The organism is Pseudobdellovibrionaceae bacterium, assembly GCA_019637875.1.
Taxonomy (GTDB): domain Bacteria; phylum Bdellovibrionota; class Bdellovibrionia; order Bdellovibrionales; family Bdellovibrionaceae; genus JAHBUW01.
The window spans coordinates 45,880-63,119 of the sequence record JAHBUW010000014.1; the positions used below are offsets into that span (position 1 = coordinate 45,880).

The 17,240-nt window shown below is 57.5% G+C and carries 14 protein-coding genes and 1 tRNA gene; 3 read left to right on the forward strand and 12 right to left on the reverse strand.

What is annotated here, in order from left to right:
- Positions 1 to 3: 3 nt before the first annotated feature.
- Entirely contained in the window at positions 4 to 606 is a 603-nt protein-coding gene (locus KF767_16075; GenBank protein ID MBX3019405.1) for an RDD family protein, read from the reverse strand.
- A 13-nt stretch (positions 607 to 619) separates the two neighbouring features.
- Entirely contained in the window at positions 620 to 2,500 is a 1,881-nt protein-coding gene (locus KF767_16080; protein MBX3019406.1) for a hypothetical protein, read from the reverse strand.
- A gap of 128 nt (positions 2,501 to 2,628) precedes the next feature.
- Between KF767_16080 and KF767_16085 the strand changes: the two genes are divergently transcribed.
- The 3 genes from KF767_16085 to KF767_16095 all read left to right on the forward strand — a co-directional run bounded on the left by KF767_16085 (position 2,629) and on the right by KF767_16095 (position 4,950).
- Positions 2,629 to 3,093, forward strand: coding sequence for a hypothetical protein (locus tag KF767_16085; GenBank protein ID MBX3019407.1), 465 nt, complete (start codon positions 2,629 to 2,631; stop codon positions 3,091 to 3,093).
- Entirely contained in the window at positions 3,093 to 4,163 is a 1,071-nt protein-coding gene (locus KF767_16090) for a mechanosensitive ion channel family protein (GenBank protein ID MBX3019408.1), read from the forward strand. Before KF767_16085 ends, KF767_16090 begins: the two co-directional genes overlap by 1 nt.
- 124 nt (positions 4,164 to 4,287) lie before the next feature.
- Complete coding sequence (locus tag KF767_16095) at positions 4,288 to 4,950, forward strand: transglycosylase SLT domain-containing protein (protein MBX3019409.1); 663 nt, start codon at positions 4,288 to 4,290, stop codon at positions 4,948 to 4,950.
- An 83-nt stretch (positions 4,951 to 5,033) separates the two neighbouring features.
- On the opposite strand, the gene KF767_16100 is transcribed toward KF767_16095, so the two are convergent.
- The 10 genes from KF767_16100 to miaB all read right to left on the reverse strand — a co-directional run bounded on the left by KF767_16100 (position 5,034) and on the right by miaB (position 17,122).
- Positions 5,034 to 5,109: transfer RNA gene (locus KF767_16100), tRNA-Val, on the reverse strand.
- 17 nt (positions 5,110 to 5,126) lie between these two features.
- Positions 5,127 to 5,837 carry a lipoyl(octanoyl) transferase LipB gene (lipB, locus tag KF767_16105; protein ID MBX3019410.1) on the reverse strand — a complete coding sequence of 237 codons (711 nt, stop codon included), beginning with the start codon at positions 5,835 to 5,837 and terminating at the stop codon, positions 5,127 to 5,129.
- The gene (locus KF767_16110; GenBank protein MBX3019411.1) at positions 5,821 to 6,762 is read right to left on the reverse strand and encodes a hypothetical protein; all 942 of its coding nucleotides are present in this window, start codon (positions 6,760 to 6,762) and stop codon (positions 5,821 to 5,823) included. Before KF767_16110 ends, lipB begins: the two co-directional genes overlap by 17 nt.
- Positions 6,763 to 6,771: 9 nt before the next feature.
- Positions 6,772 to 7,923 (reverse strand): hypothetical protein, encoded by a 1,152-nt coding sequence (locus KF767_16115; GenBank protein MBX3019412.1) that lies wholly within the window; start codon positions 7,921 to 7,923, stop codon positions 6,772 to 6,774.
- Between the two features lie 54 nt (positions 7,924 to 7,977).
- Positions 7,978 to 11,514, reverse strand: coding sequence for a DNA polymerase III subunit alpha (gene dnaE, locus KF767_16120; GenBank protein ID MBX3019413.1), 3,537 nt, complete (start codon positions 11,512 to 11,514; stop codon positions 7,978 to 7,980).
- Positions 11,515 to 11,667: 153 nt separating this feature from the next.
- A complete protein-coding gene (gene guaA, locus KF767_16125; protein ID MBX3019414.1) occupies positions 11,668 to 13,209 on the reverse strand; it encodes a glutamine-hydrolyzing GMP synthase in 1,542 nt (513 codons plus the stop codon).
- A gap of 2 nt (positions 13,210 to 13,211) precedes the next feature.
- Positions 13,212 to 14,684, reverse strand: a complete 1,473-nt coding sequence (gene guaB, locus KF767_16130; GenBank protein MBX3019415.1) for an IMP dehydrogenase — start codon at positions 14,682 to 14,684, stop codon at positions 13,212 to 13,214.
- A 13-nt stretch (positions 14,685 to 14,697) separates the two neighbouring features.
- Entirely contained in the window at positions 14,698 to 15,216 is a 519-nt protein-coding gene (locus tag KF767_16135; GenBank protein MBX3019416.1) for a gamma carbonic anhydrase family protein, read from the reverse strand.
- 11 nt (positions 15,217 to 15,227) lie between these two features.
- Positions 15,228 to 15,734 (reverse strand): hypothetical protein, encoded by a 507-nt coding sequence (locus KF767_16140; GenBank protein ID MBX3019417.1) that lies wholly within the window; start codon positions 15,732 to 15,734, stop codon positions 15,228 to 15,230.
- On the reverse strand, positions 15,731 to 17,122 hold the full coding sequence (gene miaB, locus KF767_16145; protein ID MBX3019418.1) for a tRNA (N6-isopentenyl adenosine(37)-C2)-methylthiotransferase MiaB: 1,392 nt from the start codon (positions 17,120 to 17,122) through the stop codon (positions 15,731 to 15,733). The genes KF767_16140 and miaB overlap by 4 nt, the downstream gene beginning before the upstream one ends.
- Positions 17,123 to 17,240 lie beyond the last annotated feature (118 nt).

Consider the following 17,240-nt stretch of genomic DNA (forward strand, 5'->3'; position numbering starts at 1 on the left):
CGGTTATCTGAAGTGCTGTTGCACGAGTGGCAAACCCGAAAGGCGGCCGGCCATGTCTTCGCCGACGATCAGCGACAGGATGGGCAAAGTGACGATGCCCGTGACCGTGACCAGAAAGAATCTTTGAATCACGCGCAAAGAGTAGTCGTTCGCGATGCGCTGGCGGGCCTCACCTAAACGAATACCGCAGGCCCACTCCCCGATCGTGCATCCCGCGAACACGCGAAACGTCAGCAGATAACAAGTGAAGACCAGCAGGACGCATCCCGCGAAGCCCCAAAGGAATTGGTGCTGAATGAAACGGGAGACGGCGCTAAACGAAACCCCCGAAACGAAGACGAAAAGATAAGCGAAAAAGCACGTCAGCGAAAAGCAGATCAAAAGATCCACGACGGCCGCGAAAGCCGACCACGCCAGCAAAATCCAACGCGGGCCGCGCGAGCTCGAACCGCGGTGAAACGCGACGGGCGGCGAATCCTGTACGAAGTTCCAGTTGCGATGGGGAACGACCTCATCTAAGCGCAAACGCGGACGACGGGGTCCCGTCGGCACGGGGTCCTTCACTGGATGACTCTCGGGGCGGTTGATTTCGATTTCCATATCCATACGAGAGCCTTCCTTAGCGTGTCCCAGGCATCACCGGGATCGTCGTCCCGGGAATGGTCGTCGTCGTTCCGGGCAAGATCACGGGGCCGGTCGGCGGGGGCGCAATTCGCAGCTGTTGCGGTTGGTACATTTGATAGTAAGCCGACCACTGCTGTTTCATTTGCTGTTGTTGCGCATAGTAGGCCAGGAAACCCACGCCGACGGTCATCAGACCGCCCAGCATGCCTTGCATACCGCCGTTTTGTTCCCACCAGGATTTCTGCGGGCGCTCGCGGCGTGTCCGCTCACGACGTTCGCGATCGCGGCTTTTGTATTTGTCGACCAGACTTCCGGTGTCGGCGGGGCGATCGGCTTCGCAACCGATCGGTTTCGCCGAGCTTGAATACTTCGAACGTAAACCACCGCCGCAAACGCAGTAGTAGTGCGTCCGCACTTCACCTTGCGAGTTACAGGTGATCGAAGCGACCGATCCGCCGGCGCAATCCAGCGCCGCTTCACGCAGCGGCAAACCTTCGCACTGAACGCCACTTTTCACGTCCGAGGCCGGTGCGGGTGCGGGAGCCGAGTCTTTATAAACGACGGTCGTGTTGCCGTCGTGGTACTGATCGCCTCCGTCGCGGCCGCCGCCATCGTCGAGGGACTTATCGGGCACGGGCAACTCCACCGGAGTATCCGCGGCCGGCGTCGCCTTACCGAGGCTGCCGTTGGTCGTCGTGCCGGGAGTTTGATCGTTGCGTGCGATCGCGGGTGCGCTGGCCGTACAGGTCAAATCCGTGTAGGTGTCGCGCATCTTGGCGAGCGTTTCGCAGTTGGTCTCCATCAGGACTTTCATCCGTTTTTCGAGTTCTTGGCACTCGTTGATCTGCTCGTTTTTGGGTTCCTTGCAAAGCAGACGGATCTCATTAATTTTCAGCGACAACTCCTGCATTCTTTTGTCGAAATCGTCTTTCGACTTAATTCCCAGGAAGAAGTCATAGACGTTCTTCTGGTTACGCATGTTGCAGCTTTCCGCGGTGCTGTTGAGCTGGCCGGGTTCGAATTTATGGATTCCGCATTCGGCATTCGCCCCGTACAGATCCTTGGCGCAAACGTAAGTGCCGGGACATTTGACCGCGTCTTTGGCCGCGGCCGGGGGGACGCAAACTCCGTTTTCGTAAGCGCCGATCCAACCCAAAGAAAGGCAAGAGCCGGTGGGTTGATTCGAAGCGTGGGCTTCACTCACCGCGCTTGTCCACAACATCGATGTTTTCGAGGGCGCTTTCGATTTCTTCGCGGGAGACTTGCGACCGTTCATCCCGTTCTGCGCGCGCTCGGCCAGACGCAAAGCCTCACGGACTTGCTCCGAATAGTTCAAGCGGTCTTGGGGACGCAGCAGCGCCAGTTCATTGCTGTAAAGAAAACGCGTGAACTGAATCCGGTCGGCGACGCCGACGCCTGGACCATAGGCCTCGGCCACCATACGTACGGGACTGTAAATGTCCGCCATCGCGAATTTCTTATGGATGTCTTTGCCACCCGAGGGGTAGGTCAGGCTCGCGACCTGGTCACCACGGAAACTCAATGTCGCGGTGGCGCTCTGTCGTCCCTTTTGCGCGATCAGCTGCACGTCTTCAAAACGGCCGTTCTTGATCATACGCACTTCGAGTTTCGGCAGTTTCAAGTTCGGATTTTGCTCGAGCATCCGCTCGATTTCGAAGCGAAACGCGAGCGGCAGCTCGGACTTGGTCATCTCGTAGATGTCGCGCAACTTCACGTCGCCTTTCGACCATCCCGAACGTTGCAGGAAGTTTTTCAGAGCGGGAACGTCGTCTTGAGGATAGGCCGAAGCGACCTGAACCCAGGTGAAAGTCACCGCCAAGATGTTGAGCAAACAACGCCGAAAAAACTTCTTCATAGTTCCGTTATCGGACAGTCATCGCGTCCTCTTGAGACGAGGATTGAAGGCGCATCTAGTCCCCATCCTTGGTCCGGTTCCATCGCGGTTGACTGTACGCGTGACGCCTCGTTTTGCGAGAATGGGACATGACATCGAACTCTTCATCCGCCGCGGGTGGCGCGAAGGATTTTTTTGAGAGCCTGGTCCAGCTGGCCCAGGTCATGAAATCCGAGCCCGGGAGAATCAATGCGGACCTGAATCGCCGCGGTGAAGAGCTGCTCGGAATTTTTCAAGACACCAACTATCGCAATTCTCTTCAAGATCTGCGCGCGCAAAAAATTCGCGCGATCGAGATGACCGCCAAAGATATTTCCGAAGGTGTCATGACCTTGCAAAGCTCTTCGATCGGCGTTTCGTATGTCGAAGGCAAGTTCCTGCCCTTCGTGACGCCCCACGGGACCCCGCCGCGGGGAAATGTGGTGTTCTCGCTCAACTGGCGCGAAAGCAAAGCGTTCCATAGTTGGCGCAGCCAAGAAGAAAAAGAAATCAACCAAGAAGACATCAACGTTTCGCTCTACCGCTTGGCGGTCATTCTTTCCGAGGTCATCTGATGGATCCCGTCCCCGTCCCTTCTCCGACACCCACCGCCTGGATCCAAACGCAAAGCCTGGAATTGCTGCTGGGATTCGAGCCCTTCTTTCTGCTCTCGGCCCTCGTGTTTTTGGCCTGGGGCTTCTACAAAGGATTTTTGCGCGGCCTTTCGGAAGAACGGCACCAAAGTTTGCGCGGGCAATTCGCGAATCTTTTGAAGCACTACCTCACGTTGGGGCTTCTCTTCTCGTTGTACATACTTCTGCACTCGAATTGGTTTTTGGGAATGCAGATTCAAAAGCTCGTGCCCTACGTCGCGATCATGACGTTTTTCTGGGGCGGCCTGGTTTTCATCAAAGCCAGCCGCATGATCATCCTGCAGTACCTTTTCTTGGGCTCGATGCGCGCGGGAGTCCCGCTGTTGATCGTGAACATCGTGACGCTCGTGTTGTCGATCGTCCTGACGCTCTGGGGCGCCTCCCAGGTTTTCAATTTACAGCTGGCGCCGCTGCTCGCGACCTCGGCCGCGTTTTCGATCATTTTGGGTCTGGCGCTGCAGGATACGCTTGGCAATTTGTTCGCGGGCATCGCCCTGCAGGTCGATCACAATTTCGAAATCGGCGATTGGCTCGAGGTCTACCACTCGTCCGGTAAGACGGTCGGCCAAGTGAAAGAGATCAGCTGGCGCTCGACGACGCTCATCGGTTTCACCGAGGAAGTGATCGTGCTTCCCAATCGGACCATGGCGGGGGCGCAGATCGCGAATTTCCAGGCCGGAGACATGCCCTTTATCCGCAGCCAGATGTTCCGCCTTCCTTACGGAGTCGACTCGGACCGCGCGAAGAAAGCGCTCGTGCAAAGCCTGGAGGCCATTCCCGAAGTGCGCAAGTACCCCGAGCCGCTCTGCCTGGTCACCGAGACGAACGAATCCTTCCTGAGCTTCAAGCTCGTGTACTACATCGACAACTACGGCCTGCAGTTCGTCCTCGGGGACCGCGTGGTTCTGGCGGGCTGGCGCGCGCTGGAAAAAGCCGGTTTCGAATCCGGCCGCAACACCCTGAAAGTCATGGGTTTCGACGGCAAGGTGTAACCCGCCGCCGTCGATTGTCCGAACACTCCGGAAAATCCTTCACGGAGTCCTCTCCCAGCTCGCCTTCCGAGGCGTTCTCCCGCGGCACGAAACTTGGAGTTTTCGGGACCGTTGGAGGCCCGGCGTGAGCCCATTTGCTCGCACTTTCATTCAAACGATCGTCCTTGCCAGCGCGGCGATCGTGACGGGTTGTCTGCCCGCACCGAAAGGCGAAATGCCGATCCACTACGCCGAAAATCCCGACGTCAAGCCGGCGGCTTGGGAAAAGCGCGGACCCGAGGCCCGGCAGTGGACGCTCCATACCTACAACGAGCTTCGTCAGACCCTGCCCTCGCCGGCGGACCTCACCCCCCGTGACCTTAAGGATTTCTGTCCCGAGTACACGACCATGGCTCGCAAGGACCGCCTGAATTTTTGGGTGCAACTCGTGAGCGCAATGACCCGCTACGAATCGGGTTTTAAACCGGAAACGGAACATACCGAGAATTTTAAAGATCAATACGGGCGTCAAGTGGTCAGCCGCGGTCTTCTGCAAATGAGCATCGGGAGCGTCGAAAAACAATGCGGGATCGTGCACGTGAATCAACTGCACAACCCGTTTCGCAACTTGAGCTGCGGCGTGAAGCTGTTGGTTCGCTACGTCAGCCGTGACGGGGTTCTGAGCGACAAGGTCGGAGACAACTATCAAGGCGGCGCACGCTACTGGGCGGTTTTACGTCCGGGGCACAAGGACTTCCTCGCGAACATTCAAAGCGCGACGAAAAGTTTCTGCGAGAACTACCGGTAAATATCAAAAATGAAGGGCCGTCGTTGTTCGTCGGACCATCTAGGAAGATGGTCGTCTCTGCTTCATCAGACCATCTAGGAAGATGGTCGTCTCTACTGGACTCGAACCAGTGACCTTCTCCATGTCAAGGAGACGCGCTACCAACTGCGCCAAGAGACGAATCGAGAGGGGCCAACTTAGCAAGAGGTCTCGGGGACCTCAAGGGGTTTGTGAGGCATTTCCGCGAGGGAGTGATCCGCTAAATTATTGGCTAAAATGTGGGCAAAGTGGCCCGACCAAGCCTCAAAAAGAAGCTGGAGGGAGGGCAACTCGGCCCCGTAATCGGAGAGCCGATCCAGGGCGGCTCCCCGCACCCCGCAGCTGCGAATCGTGGAGAAGAGCGAGAGGTCGTTCGTGACGTTGAGGCTCACCCCATGGCGGGTGATCCCGCGCTCAATCCTCAGGCCGATAAAGGCGATTTTACCGCGTTCCGTGACGAGCCCCGCGCCCTCCGCCGGACGGCTTGTCACGCCGTAGTCCAAAAGCAGAAGGCGGGTCGCCTCCTGTATGGCCTCAACGAATTCGCGGACGCCGAGTCCGCGCGCGCGCAGATCGAAGATCGGATAAATCACCAGTTGTCCCGGAGAATGAAGCGTCGCCTGCCCGCCCCGGTCCGTGGGGATGACGGGGATGTCAGACCCCGCGGCCTCCGGCGAAATATCCGCCACGAGGGAGCCACGACTGCCGAGGGTGATGACGGAGGGATGTTCGAAACCGAGCAGAAGATCGTCCGAGGGAATTTCAATCCGCCAGGGGGAGCCCGCGCGGCGACGCTCCCAACTCGCACGCTGAATTTCAAGCGCGGCGGGATAGTCGGTGAGACCGCGCCAATCAGTAGTAAAGTTCAACCTTGTCGTTTTCACGAAACCCCGCGCCCGAGTGGACGACCGCAATCGCGCCATCCTGGCCGAAGTAACTGACGACTTCAAGAGTCCCCTTCATGCGCCCGGCAACTTTTCCAATGAAATTTCCGCTTTGGGGATCGTAAATCTCATCGCCGTCTTCCGAAACTTTCAAAAGATCGCCGATCTGCAGGCCCGAAATCTGCCCCACATTCAGGAAAATGCGATCCCCGTTCACGAGCGCGATGCGCCCTTCCCAGCTCATTTTATCGAGCGCGCCGTTGATCTGCGGCGTGAAATCCAGGAAGGCTTCGGTCACGAGTTTTTCGACGAGCTCGGGATTGTTCGCGAAGAAACGGTCGGATTCGACCTTTTCGGCCACGCGGTAGTTCGCCTCTTCGAGCGTCACCGTTTTCACGGTGTTGAAGAGCTCTTTGCCCGTGCGGGCCGCGGACACCCGCACCCGGACCACGGCTTCAAATTTCGTCTTCAATTGACGGAAAACGCCGACGGGATCGGCTTGGCGCTGCACCTTCAGCGACATGAGCTTCCCTTCCAAGACGGCATTTGCGCCCAGCGACTGTGCGGACTTGGCGATCTCGGTCAGATTGTATTCGCCGCCCGCAAGTTTCGAGGTCCACTCGGACTTCAAATCTTTGGTGTCGACCACGATCAAATCGCCCGTGCGGTTCAGCTCACGGATGAACTCCGTGCGCGCGCGATCGTTGAACTCTTGCGACCGCAGCCCTTTGTCGTCCAAGAACGGCAGGATCATCAGCCGCTTGCGCGGTGAACCGTTCGCTTTGGTCGACATCATGTCTTGTTCACTGACCCGCTTCTGAAGCGTTACGGGTTCACGAGTGGCACAGCCACTCAGAAGTAAGACGGCGCAGCTCACGAGAATCAAAGAGGACCAGCCGTTATGTTTCAAAAGTCACCCCTACTGCGCGAATTGATAGCGAAGTTCGTCCGCCAACACGTCTTTCAGCACCATCTTACCACTGCCGACGGGGATCTCCGACACCCTTTGGGCCAGATCTTTCGGAGCGACGGGTGAATCCATTTCGAAGGTGGTTGAGGTCGAATTGATCAATCGCTCACGCAACGTCTTGACCTCACGGACCTTCGTCCGAAAGCCATCCCGGAAGGCTTCAATCTGCGCCGGGCTGAGAGATCCCGCCACCGTAATCCTGTAGTTATTCGACTGAATCGCGCCCCGCTGCCACGCCTCGATCGTCTGGTTCGCAAGATCTTTCGCGACCGTCTCAAAGACGTCGCGCAGGCGATTGGAGACGATCCCGACTTTGGCGTTTTTCTCGAGTGGGACTCGGCGTCCGACTTGGCCGAGCACACGGTTGCGCGGAACGTGCAGCGTATGCAGCTTCAATTCCAATTCGCGTCCCGTCGCTCCGCCGGCGATGATTTGCACCTCGCCCAGAATGACAACTTGGCTTTGGCGTTGGGCGCTCAGCTTTTGGATATCCGAAACCCCGAGCTTAAATCCGCCCTCCGTATAGGCCTCTTGGAAACGGAACTGCTGGGGCGCGAGGATGAAGAACCCCTCTTTCAAAAACTCCCGGCGCGACACTTGTTCGAACTCCGCGCTCCAGTTTGCCAGGCCCTGGTTCGGATTTGTCGTCCACCACGCGAACTGCTCGGAATCGGTTTTATCGATCCACGCCACGAGCGGCAAAATCACCGGCGGAACGTCGGATTCGAAATACAGGCCCTGATTGATCAGCAGCTGGTCGAGGTCGTCGACGTTGATCCGCACCTGCACCGACATTTTGTGACCGTCGGCGGTGGTTTCAAGATTTCCGGCTTTCGAGAATGGAATCAAACGCGAAGACAGGCGCAGGACCTTGCTTTGGATCGCCGCGCGATTTTTTTGAAAACGCTCGGGCCCCAGGGTTTCCCGCACGAGATCTTCGATCGCCTGCGTTTGTGCCTGATCCAACAGAACCCGCCGCGCGGTCGCGGGGTTTTTCTCTTTCGTGGTGACGTCCACGCTACGTTCGATGGTCGCGCCACCCGCATACAGTGAACCGAAAACCAGTAGCGCACCCAAGATCCGTCCGAGATGTGAAGTCAAAGCTCCTCCAAACGCCAAAGCCCTTCGCAAGGCTTATGTTACCGCTCGCTCATACTAATTCAAATCGATAAAGTCCGTGCGACCGATCGAAGTGTGGATCTGTTCGAAGAGCTGCGGTGACACGATGACCCCGCGATGGCTTTCCGATTCCAGTTTCACCGTACGCCCCATCTCGGCCAAATGAATGCGGAATTCGACGGGAGTCTCTCCGGTATTCTCGTTCAAAATCCCCGCGAGCGCCGGATACGCGTCCTCGGGCACCTGGCCCATATCGAAGACCAATCGCCGCACGCGTTTCATGGAGTCTTCGAGTTTCAAGACCGAATCGGCGATGATCTTGGCCTGGTTGTTTTCAACCTCCAAGAAACCGCCCACCAAAACCGGCTTATCTTCTTTTAGGATCTGCTCATTCTTGGCGAAAAAATCCGGAAAGATGACCAGCTCGGCCGCCCCGGTCAGATCTTCAAGTTTCGCGAACGCCATCCGCGTTCCCTTTTTCGTGATGAGTTCCCGCATCTCGGAAATCAGTCCGGCGACCACGACGCGTTTTTTTCCCGCATCCCGATTGCGATGATCGTACTTCGGCGGATTGTCCTTGATCACCGCGCGCTCATGCTCGGCGAAGATCTCCGGGAGTTCGGCGACGGTTCCGGTCGTCCACAGGCGTGATAACTTTTCGAAACCCTTCAACGGGTGATCGCTCAGATAAAAACCCAAAACTTCTTTTTCGTAGGTCAAAGAGGCGGTCCGCGACCACAACTTCACGTCCTCGAGTTCGACCTTGCCGCTCTCTTCCTCGGACAGATCGAAAAGCGAAACCTGACCGATTTCGCGGTCCCGGCGCGATCCCTCGGCGCGGTCCAAGAACTTCTGATAACCCGCCAAAAGCTGCGCACGGTGGGCGCCGAAGTCATCCAGTGCGCCGGACTTGATCAGGCACTCGACCGACTTCTTGTTCATTTTTTTGCTGTCGACGGACTCGAAAAACTGCTCCAGCGATTCGAACTTCTGTCCCGGCAACTTCTGGCGAGCCTCGACGACTCCTTGGATCGCGCTTTCGCCGAGGCCTTTGATCGCCCCCAGACCGAAATAGATATCCTCGCCGCGGACGGCGAAAAGCAGATCCGAATGATTCACGTGCGGGGGGCGGACTTCCAGCCCGTGCTTCTGCGCATCCTTCACGTACTTGACGACCTTTTCGGTGTCGCCCATCTCCGTGGACAGCAGGGCCGCGTAGAACTCTGCCGGATAGTAGTGTTTCAAGTACGCGGTCTGGGCGGCGACGACGCAGTAAGCGGCCGCGTGCGATTTGTTGAAACCGTAATCCGCGAACTTGTACATGAGGTCGAAGAGCTCGTCGGATTTCTTCGGATCGAAGCCTTTTTCCGTCGCGCCTTTCAAGAAGCGCACGCGGTGCTGATCCATCTCTTCTTTGATCTTTTTCCCCATCGCGCGACGGAGCATATCCGCTTCACCGAGCGAGTAGCCCGCGATCCGCGAAGCGATCCCCATGACCTGCTCTTGGTAGACGATAATTCCGTAGGTCTCTTCCAAAGAGTCCTTCAGCTCGTCGAACAGGTATTCCACCGGCGATTCGCCGTTTTTCCGTTTCGCGTACTCGGGAATCATCGCCATCGGGCCCGGACGGTAAAGGGCGTTGATCGCGGTGATGTCGAAGAAGTTCGTCGGTTTGATCTTGCGGATGGCATCGGTGATGCCCTCACCTTCGAACTGGAAGATCCCCGCGGTATCGCCTTTCGCCATGAGCTCGTAAATCCCGGGATCGTTCAGCGAAATATCCTGGGTCGCGATCTCTTTACCTTTATTGTCTTTGATGAGCTTCAGCGCACGGTGGATGTGCGTGAGGGTCTTCAGTCCCAAGAAGTCGAACTTGATCAGTCCGATCTTCTCGGAGTGCTTCATGTCGTACTGAAGCACGCTTTCGCCGTTCGCCCCGCGACTGAGCGGCGCATGACTGACGAGCTCGCCGTCGGCGATGACGACGCCGGCGGCGTGGATTCCCGCGTGACGAACCATCCCTTCGACCCGGCGGGCGAGGTCGATCAGCGTCGCGACCTGCGGATTCAGATCCATCATCTCGTTCAGGCGCGGCTCCATCTGGAGCGCTTCTTCGATGGTGATATTGAGCTTATCGGGAACGAGTTTGGAGACCTGATCGGAATCCGCGAAGCTCATCCCCAGAACGCGGGCAACGTCGCGGATCGCCGCGCGCGTCTGCAGTTTTCCGTAGGTGATGATCTGCGAGACCGAAGGTGCACCGTACTTCTGCGTGACATAATCGATCACTTCCCCGCGACGATCCTGGCAGAAATCGATATCGAAGTCGGGCATGGAGATCCGCTCGGGGTTCAAGAACCGCTCGAACAGAAGTTTGTAAGGCATGGGGTTCAGATCCGTGATCGACAGCACGAAGGCGACGAGTGAACCCGCCCCCGAGCCCCGACCGGGACCGACCGGAATGTCGTGCCCCTTCGCCCACTTGATGAAGTCCGAGACGATCATGAAGTAACCGTTGAAGCCCATGCGGTCGATGACGCCCAGCTCGTACTTCAGTCGCGAAACGTAGGCTTCGCGGTCCTCATCCGAGAAACTTTCCCCGCGCTCGACCATCTCCTGAATCCGCAGCTCCAGACCTTCGAAGCTTTGCTTCTCGATGGTCTGCGCGATGGTGAGGCCGTCTTCCGTCGGGAAGCTCGGCAAGTGGTAGATCGGTTTACCTTTGTCGTCTTTGAGTTTGAACTTGATGTCGACGAGTTCCGCGATCTTCAGCGTATTGTCGCACGCCTCGGGAATGTCCTTGAAGAGTTCGCGCATCTGTTCGGGCTTTTTGAGATAAAACTGCTCCGACCCCAAACGCACGCGCGACTCGTCCTGCAGCGATTGGTTGTTCCCGATACAGAGCAGGACTTCCTGAGACATCTGATCGTCTTGATTCAGGTAGTGGACGTCGTTCGCGGCGACGAGCGGGATCCCGCGATCGTTCGCGATCTCGCGCAGGAAGTCCTCGGTCTTCTTCCAGTCCGGAAGCCCCGTGCGGTTCAGCTCAAGATAAAAATTTTCGCCGAAGGTCTTCTGGTAGAAGTCGACGCGTTCGCGTGCTTTATCCGGACCGAAATCGCGGAAGGTCTGCACGATATCGCCCTTGGAGCCACCCGAGAGGATGATCAGATCCTCGCCGTATTTCGTGAGCAGCTCGTCGTCGATGCGGGGCTTGTAGTAGAAACCTTCCGTGAACCCCAACGTCGAGATCCGGCACAGATTGCGGTAGCCGTTGTGATTTTTCGCCAGCAGCACCAGCCGCGTGGGATCGCGACGGATTTCGTTGCGGTCGCCGCCCCGTTGGTGGCGATTGTTGTTCGGCGCAAGATAGGCATCGAGTCCCAGGATCGGCTTTACGTTCTTGTCTTTGCACGCGAAGTAGAACTCGATCGCGCCGTACATGTTGCCGTTATCGGTCAGCGCGCACGCGGGCATACCGTACTCGGCCGCCTTCTTCGCGATCGCTTTCACCCGCGCGGAGGCCTCCAGCAGCGAGTATTCCGAATGAACATGCAAATGCGCAAATGACACCGAGATCCCCTTTTCTCGTTTCTCTCTGTTTTAAATAATCCCCATCCTCAGAAAAAACTGAGAAGGGTCCAAGGGCAAGGCGGGAGGAGGAAGGCGTACCCTGTGGGTACGTCGACGACGACCAACGCCGTCCCTTGGGCGCTTATCAGTTTTTTACTCCCACTCGATGGTGCCGGGGGGTTTGCTGGTGACATCATAGACTACCCGGTTCACCCCGCGAACCCGATTCGTAATTTCGTTCGAAACTTCCCGTAAGAACTCGAATTCAAACGGATACCAATCCGCCGTCATCCCATCGGAACTTGTGACCGCACGCAGCGCGAGCACATTTTCGTAGGTTCGGCCGTCGCCCATCACACCCACGGTTTTCACCGGAAGCAGAACGCAGAACGCCTGCCAAATTTTATGATACAGGTCTTTCTCTTTCAGTTTCGAGATAAAAATATCGTCGGCCGCCACCATCGTTTCGATTTTCTCGGCCGTGATTTCACCCAAGATCCGAATCGCCAAGCCCGGCCCCGGGAAAGGGTGACGCATGAGCATATCCTGCGGCAGCCCCAGACGCTTCCCGATCTCGCGGACTTCGTCTTTAAAGAGCTCCCGCACCGGCTCGACCAGCTTCAAATTCATCTTGGCCGGCAGCCCACCCACGTTGTGGTGGGACTTGATGGTGACACTAGGCCCCCCACGCGACGACACGCTCTCGATCACGTCGGGATAAAGAGTCCCTTGCGCCAGCCACTTGATTTCGACCCCTGCCGGTTTGTTCGCATCAAAAACTTCAATGAAAACCCGCCCGATGGTTTTGCGTTTCTGCTCGGGATCCGAGATTCCCGCCAGCGCGGTCAAAAATTCCTTCCTCGCATCAACCCCTTTCACGTTCAGCCCCAAAGCTTGAAGCTTCGTCAGCACGCTCGTGAATTCGTTTTTACGCAGAAGTCCGTTGTCGACAAAAACGCAGTGAACGCGCTCGGCCCCGAGGGTCTTCGTCAAAAGCGTCGCCACCACCGTCGAATCGACGCCGCCCGAAAGCGCGCACAGGACGTGATCGTTTCCGACCTGGGCTTTCACCCGTTGCTGCAAGACTTCGATGATGTGCGGGGCGTTCCAGTTCGGCAGAGCGTTTGCGACCTGGGTGGCGAACGCCTTCAGGATCTCGATGCCGTTTTCGGTGTGCGCCACCTCGGGGTGGAATTGCACGGCCCAGACGCGATGCCCTTTCAGCGCCGCGGGGTGACCGCCTTCCGAGGTGCCCACGATCTTCAGATTCGCGGGCGGCACCTTCACGACGTCACCGTGACTCATCCACACCTTTTGCTCTTTCGGAACGTTTCCGAAGGGCTCTTTCCAGGACACTTTCGAAAAGCCGTATTCGCGGTGTTCGGATTTTTGCACGATCCCGCCCATGTGCGCGGCGATCAGCTGCATGCCGTAACACACGCCCAGCAGCGGCGCGAGCTCAAGCAACTCATCGATATCGCGTTTCGGCGCGTTCTCATCGTAGATGCTCGACGGCCCCCCGCTCAGAATGATCCCCAGAGGTTTCAGCGCCTTGATCTTTTCGAGCGGTTCGTCGAACGGCACGATCTCGCTGTAGAAGTTCAACTCGCGCAAACGGCGCGCGATCAGCTGGGTCAATTGCGACCCAAAATCCAAAATCAAAAACGGACGTTCCGCGGAAGTCTGAGTGCTCATTTTTAGTTTTCCATCCGGTAGTTGGGAGCTTCACGCAAAATGCTGACATCGTGGACGTGGGATTCGCGAAGACCTTGGCTTGAGATCTGAACGAAGCGCGCCCGCTCTTGCAGTTCGCTGACGTTCGTCGCCCCCACGTAACCCATCCCCGCGCGCAGCCCACCCACCAGCTGGTGAATGATCGCCGAAGCCGCGCCCTTATAAGGAACACGCCCCTCGATCCCCTCGGGGACGAGTTTGTCTTCTTCCGCCACGTCCATTTGTCCGTAGCGGTCCTTCGAGCCCTTTTTCATCGCGGCGAGCGAACCCATACCGCGGTAAAGTTTGTAGGTCCGGCCTTGGAACAGGATCGTCTCGCCGGGGGATTCTTCCGCGCCCGCGAGCAGATTGCCGATCATGACGGAGTTCGCGCCCAACGCCAAAGCTTTGGTCACGTCGCCCGAGAACTTGATTCCGCCGTCGCCGATGATGGTCTTGCCGTGCTTTTTGGCGATCTTCGAGCACTCCATGATCGCCGAGATCTGGGGCATCCCCACGCCCGCGACCACGCGGGTCGTGCAGATCGAGCCGGGACCGACGCCGACTTTCACGACGTCCGCGCCCGCTTTAAAGAGCGCCTCGGTGCCGTCGGCGGTGACGACGTTCCCCGCGACGATGATCGTATCCTTGAACGTCGAGTTCACGCGCTTCACCATCTCGAGCACGTTTTTGGAATGGCCATGGGCCGTGTCGATCACGATCACGTCCGCCCCCGCCTTCACGAGCGCGCCCACACGTTCAAAGCTGTCGCTCCCGACGCCGACTGCGGCGCCGACGAACAGACGCCCCTGCGAGTCCTTCGTCGCCTGCGGATAGTTCTGCGCTTTTTCGATATCTTTGATCGTGATGAGGCCCATCAAAAGGCCCTCTTTTCCGACCACGGGAAGTTTTTCGATGCGGTGTTGTTGCAGAAGCGTTTTCGCCTGCAGCAGCGTCGTGCCGACCGGCGCGGTCACGAGCTTTTCCTTGGTCATCAGATTCGAAATCGGCTGATTGACGTTGGTCTCGAAACGCAGATCGCGATTCGTCAGGATCCCGACAAGCTTACGATCCACCGTCACGGGAACGCCGCTGATCGAATATTTTTTCATCAGCTCGAGCGCCTCGCTCACGAGCGCATTCGGCGGCAGCGTGATCGGGTCGGTGATCATGCCGCTTTCGTATTTTTTCACTTTCTCGACTTCGAAAGCCTGCTCTTCGATGGTGAGATTCTTGTGGATGATCCCCAGACCACCCAGTTGCGCCATGATGCGGGCGATGCGGTTTTCGGTGACCGTATCCATCGCGGCCGAAAGAATCGGCACGCGCAGATTTTTACCGCGCGCGAAGTGCGATTCGGTCTGCACCTCGCTGGGAACGATTTCCGAATATTGAGGCAAAAGCAAGACGTCGTCGAACGTCAGCGCGTACTCGATCTTTCCACTCTCTAGAGCCATACCCACACCCTTCTTAAGATTCCGCCTGATACCAAGTTTGATAAAGTAAGTAATTGTCCGCCGAATGCTGCAGTCGCTGGAGCTCCTCATCGGTCAGCTCCCGCACGAGCTTCCCCGGGCGCCCCAGGATCAACGAGCGCGGCGGAAAGCTTTTGCCTTCCGTGACGAGCGTCCCCGCCCCTACGATCGAATCCGCGCCGATGGAGACGCCGTCCATGAGGACCGCGCCCATACCGATCAGGCCGTTTTCGCCGACGGAACACCCGTGCAGCATCACCATATGCCCGATCGTCACGCGGTTCCCGAGGGTCGTGCCGAACTTCCCGTAGGTGCCGTGAATGACGCTGCCGTCTTGGACGTTGGACTCGCGACCGATCTTGATCGGCATGACGTCACCCCGAATCGTGACGTTGTACCAGATGCTCGATTTTTCCTGGATCTCGACGTCGCCAATGATCGCGGCGTTCTCGGCCAGAAACACCGAGGGGTGAATCCGGGGAGTGAAACCGCGCACTGTGCGTATCCAAGACATTGAACGATCCTTTACTGCAAAAATTCGTGATTCTTCTTCAAGCCCACCTGGGCCCGCTTCAGATCTTCCGCCATGCCTTGCAGCTCATTGGCCATGGCCTGACTGCGCAGGATGAACTCTTTCGAGGCGTAGATGGGGACCTTCAGCGCCAAGCACAAAGACAAAGCCCCCGCCGCGGGCAGAAGCAGCGTCTTCAAATGCGGGTGATTTTCAAACGTCAGCCGCAGAAGTTGTTTCTGCCCCTGAATATCCTCGAAGGTCGCTTTTTTGATTTTGATCCCGACGCTTTCAAAAATCGCGGCCGCACCTTTGTGCGGTCCCGTGAGCTCCAGATGGGGCTGCGACTGTCCGAGCGTCAGCCCCGCCTCGAGCGGACTGAGCGGCACCGGCAGCGACAGATCGCCGAAGCCCTCAAACGCGCTCTCTTTCAACAGGAGCACCGGCAAAAGCCCTTCGCCCATGATCTGGACGCCGAGGGGTTTCAGTTGAATGGGTTTCGATTCGCGAGCCCTCATCATCCGTTCAACACCCTTTCCCCGTGAAGGACCGCCGGGAAGGCGCGCAGGATCTTGATCGGAATGGTCTGACCGATGAGCTCTTTGGGACCGGTGAAGTAGGTGAGTTTATTCTGCGTGGAACGACCGGAAAGATTTCCGCGGTTCTCATCCATCTTCTCGACCAGGATGTCGAGCGTCTGCCCGACGTATTTCTCGGCGTCGTTTTTCGCCCAGACGTCGTGCGCTTTGAACAGACGATCCAGACGGTCGGACTTGGTGTCCTCATCGATCTGCCCGTCAAAACGCGCGGCCTTGGTGAGTTTACGGGGGGAGTACTTGAACGCGAAGATCGTCTCGAAACCCACCTCTTCGACCAGCGAAATGGTGTCCAGGAACTCCTCTTCGGTTTCACCGGGGAAGCCCACGATGATGTCCGTCGACAGCACCACGTTCGGGATGGCTTTACGGATCATCGCGATTTTTTCCAGATACTCTTCGCGGGTATAGCCACGATTCATGAGGTTCAAGATGCGCGAGTTCCCGCTCTGAAAAGGCAGATGGACATACTCGCAGACCTTAGGCTGATTGCGATACATAACCTCAACCAATTTTTGGTCGAAGTCTTTCGGATGCGACGTCGTGAAACGGATCCGCTCAATCTCGGTTTGCGTGGCCAAGGCCTCGAGCAGGTCGGCGAAGTCGGCCCCGCACTCGGACTCGTAGGAGTTCACGTTCTGACCCAGGCAGGTCACTTCCTTCACGCCACGTTTCACGAGCGCTTTCACGTCGTTGATGACGTGCTGGAGCGGACGGCTTTTTTCGCGGCCGCGGGTATAAGGAACCACGCAGAAGGTGCAGAAGTTGTCGCAGCCCTTCGTGATGTTCACGAAGGTCGAAACCCCCGGCGCGCGCGCGAGCGTCTCGACGTGATAGGGCGCGCGGTGCTGAAAGCGGGTCTCGACGACTTTCCCCGACTCCAGGCGTCCGATGATTTCGGGAAGCTGGTCGATGTTGTCGGTCCCGAAAACGAAGTCGATGATGGGTGCGGACTTGATCAGGTTTTCTTTTTCGTGGGAGCCCACGCAGCCGCCGACGCCGACTTTGACATTGGGGTTGCGCTCTTTGAGTTTCCGGAATTTCCCGACCTCGGAGTAGACCTTGTGAACGGGCTTTTCACGCACCGAGCACGAGTTGATGATGATGAGCTCCGCCTGTTCGGGGGACGTGACCGGCGTGTAGTTCTGCATTTCGAGCAGCGAGTACATCCGTTCCGTGTCGTTCACGTTCATCTGACACCCGTAGGTCGAAACGTAAACGCCACGTTCGATCGCGGGAGTCAGGGATTTGGAGTTTTGCGCTGGGGTCACCGCACCGACTGTATTTTCGGGGGTTCCAGGAACATCCGTCATGACTTCTCCTGATTCTGTTAAGGGCGCAATCTCACACAGCTTTTTCGGGGGGTCAAACCCCGTCCGGCACGGTCATTTCTTTTTTGCTCGAAGCCCATTGCTGCTTTCCGTCATTTGG

Excerpts from the sequence above, each read along its gene's own strand:
- KF767_16075 (MBX3019405.1), bottom strand. The coding sequence starts at position 606 with ATGGATATGGAAATCGAAATCAACCGCCCCGAGAGTCATCCAGTGAAG.
- KF767_16080 (MBX3019406.1), bottom strand. The coding sequence starts at position 2,500 with ATGAAGAAGTTTTTTCGGCGTTGTTTGCTCAACATCTTGGCGGTGACT.
- KF767_16085 (MBX3019407.1), top strand. The coding sequence starts at position 2,629 with ATGACATCGAACTCTTCATCCGCCGCGGGTGGCGCGAAGGATTTTTTT.
- KF767_16090 (MBX3019408.1), top strand. The coding sequence starts at position 3,093 with ATGGATCCCGTCCCCGTCCCTTCTCCGACACCCACCGCCTGGATCCAA.
- guaA (MBX3019414.1), bottom strand. The coding sequence starts at position 13,209 with ATGAGCACTCAGACTTCCGCGGAACGTCCGTTTTTGATTTTGGATTTT.
- guaB (MBX3019415.1), bottom strand. The coding sequence starts at position 14,684 with ATGGCTCTAGAGAGTGGAAAGATCGAGTACGCGCTGACGTTCGACGAC.
- KF767_16135 (MBX3019416.1), bottom strand. The coding sequence starts at position 15,216 with ATGTCTTGGATACGCACAGTGCGCGGTTTCACTCCCCGGATTCACCCC.
- KF767_16140 (MBX3019417.1), bottom strand. The coding sequence starts at position 15,734 with ATGATGAGGGCTCGCGAATCGAAACCCATTCAACTGAAACCCCTCGGC.
- miaB (MBX3019418.1), bottom strand. The coding sequence starts at position 17,122 with ATGACGGATGTTCCTGGAACCCCCGAAAATACAGTCGGTGCGGTGACC.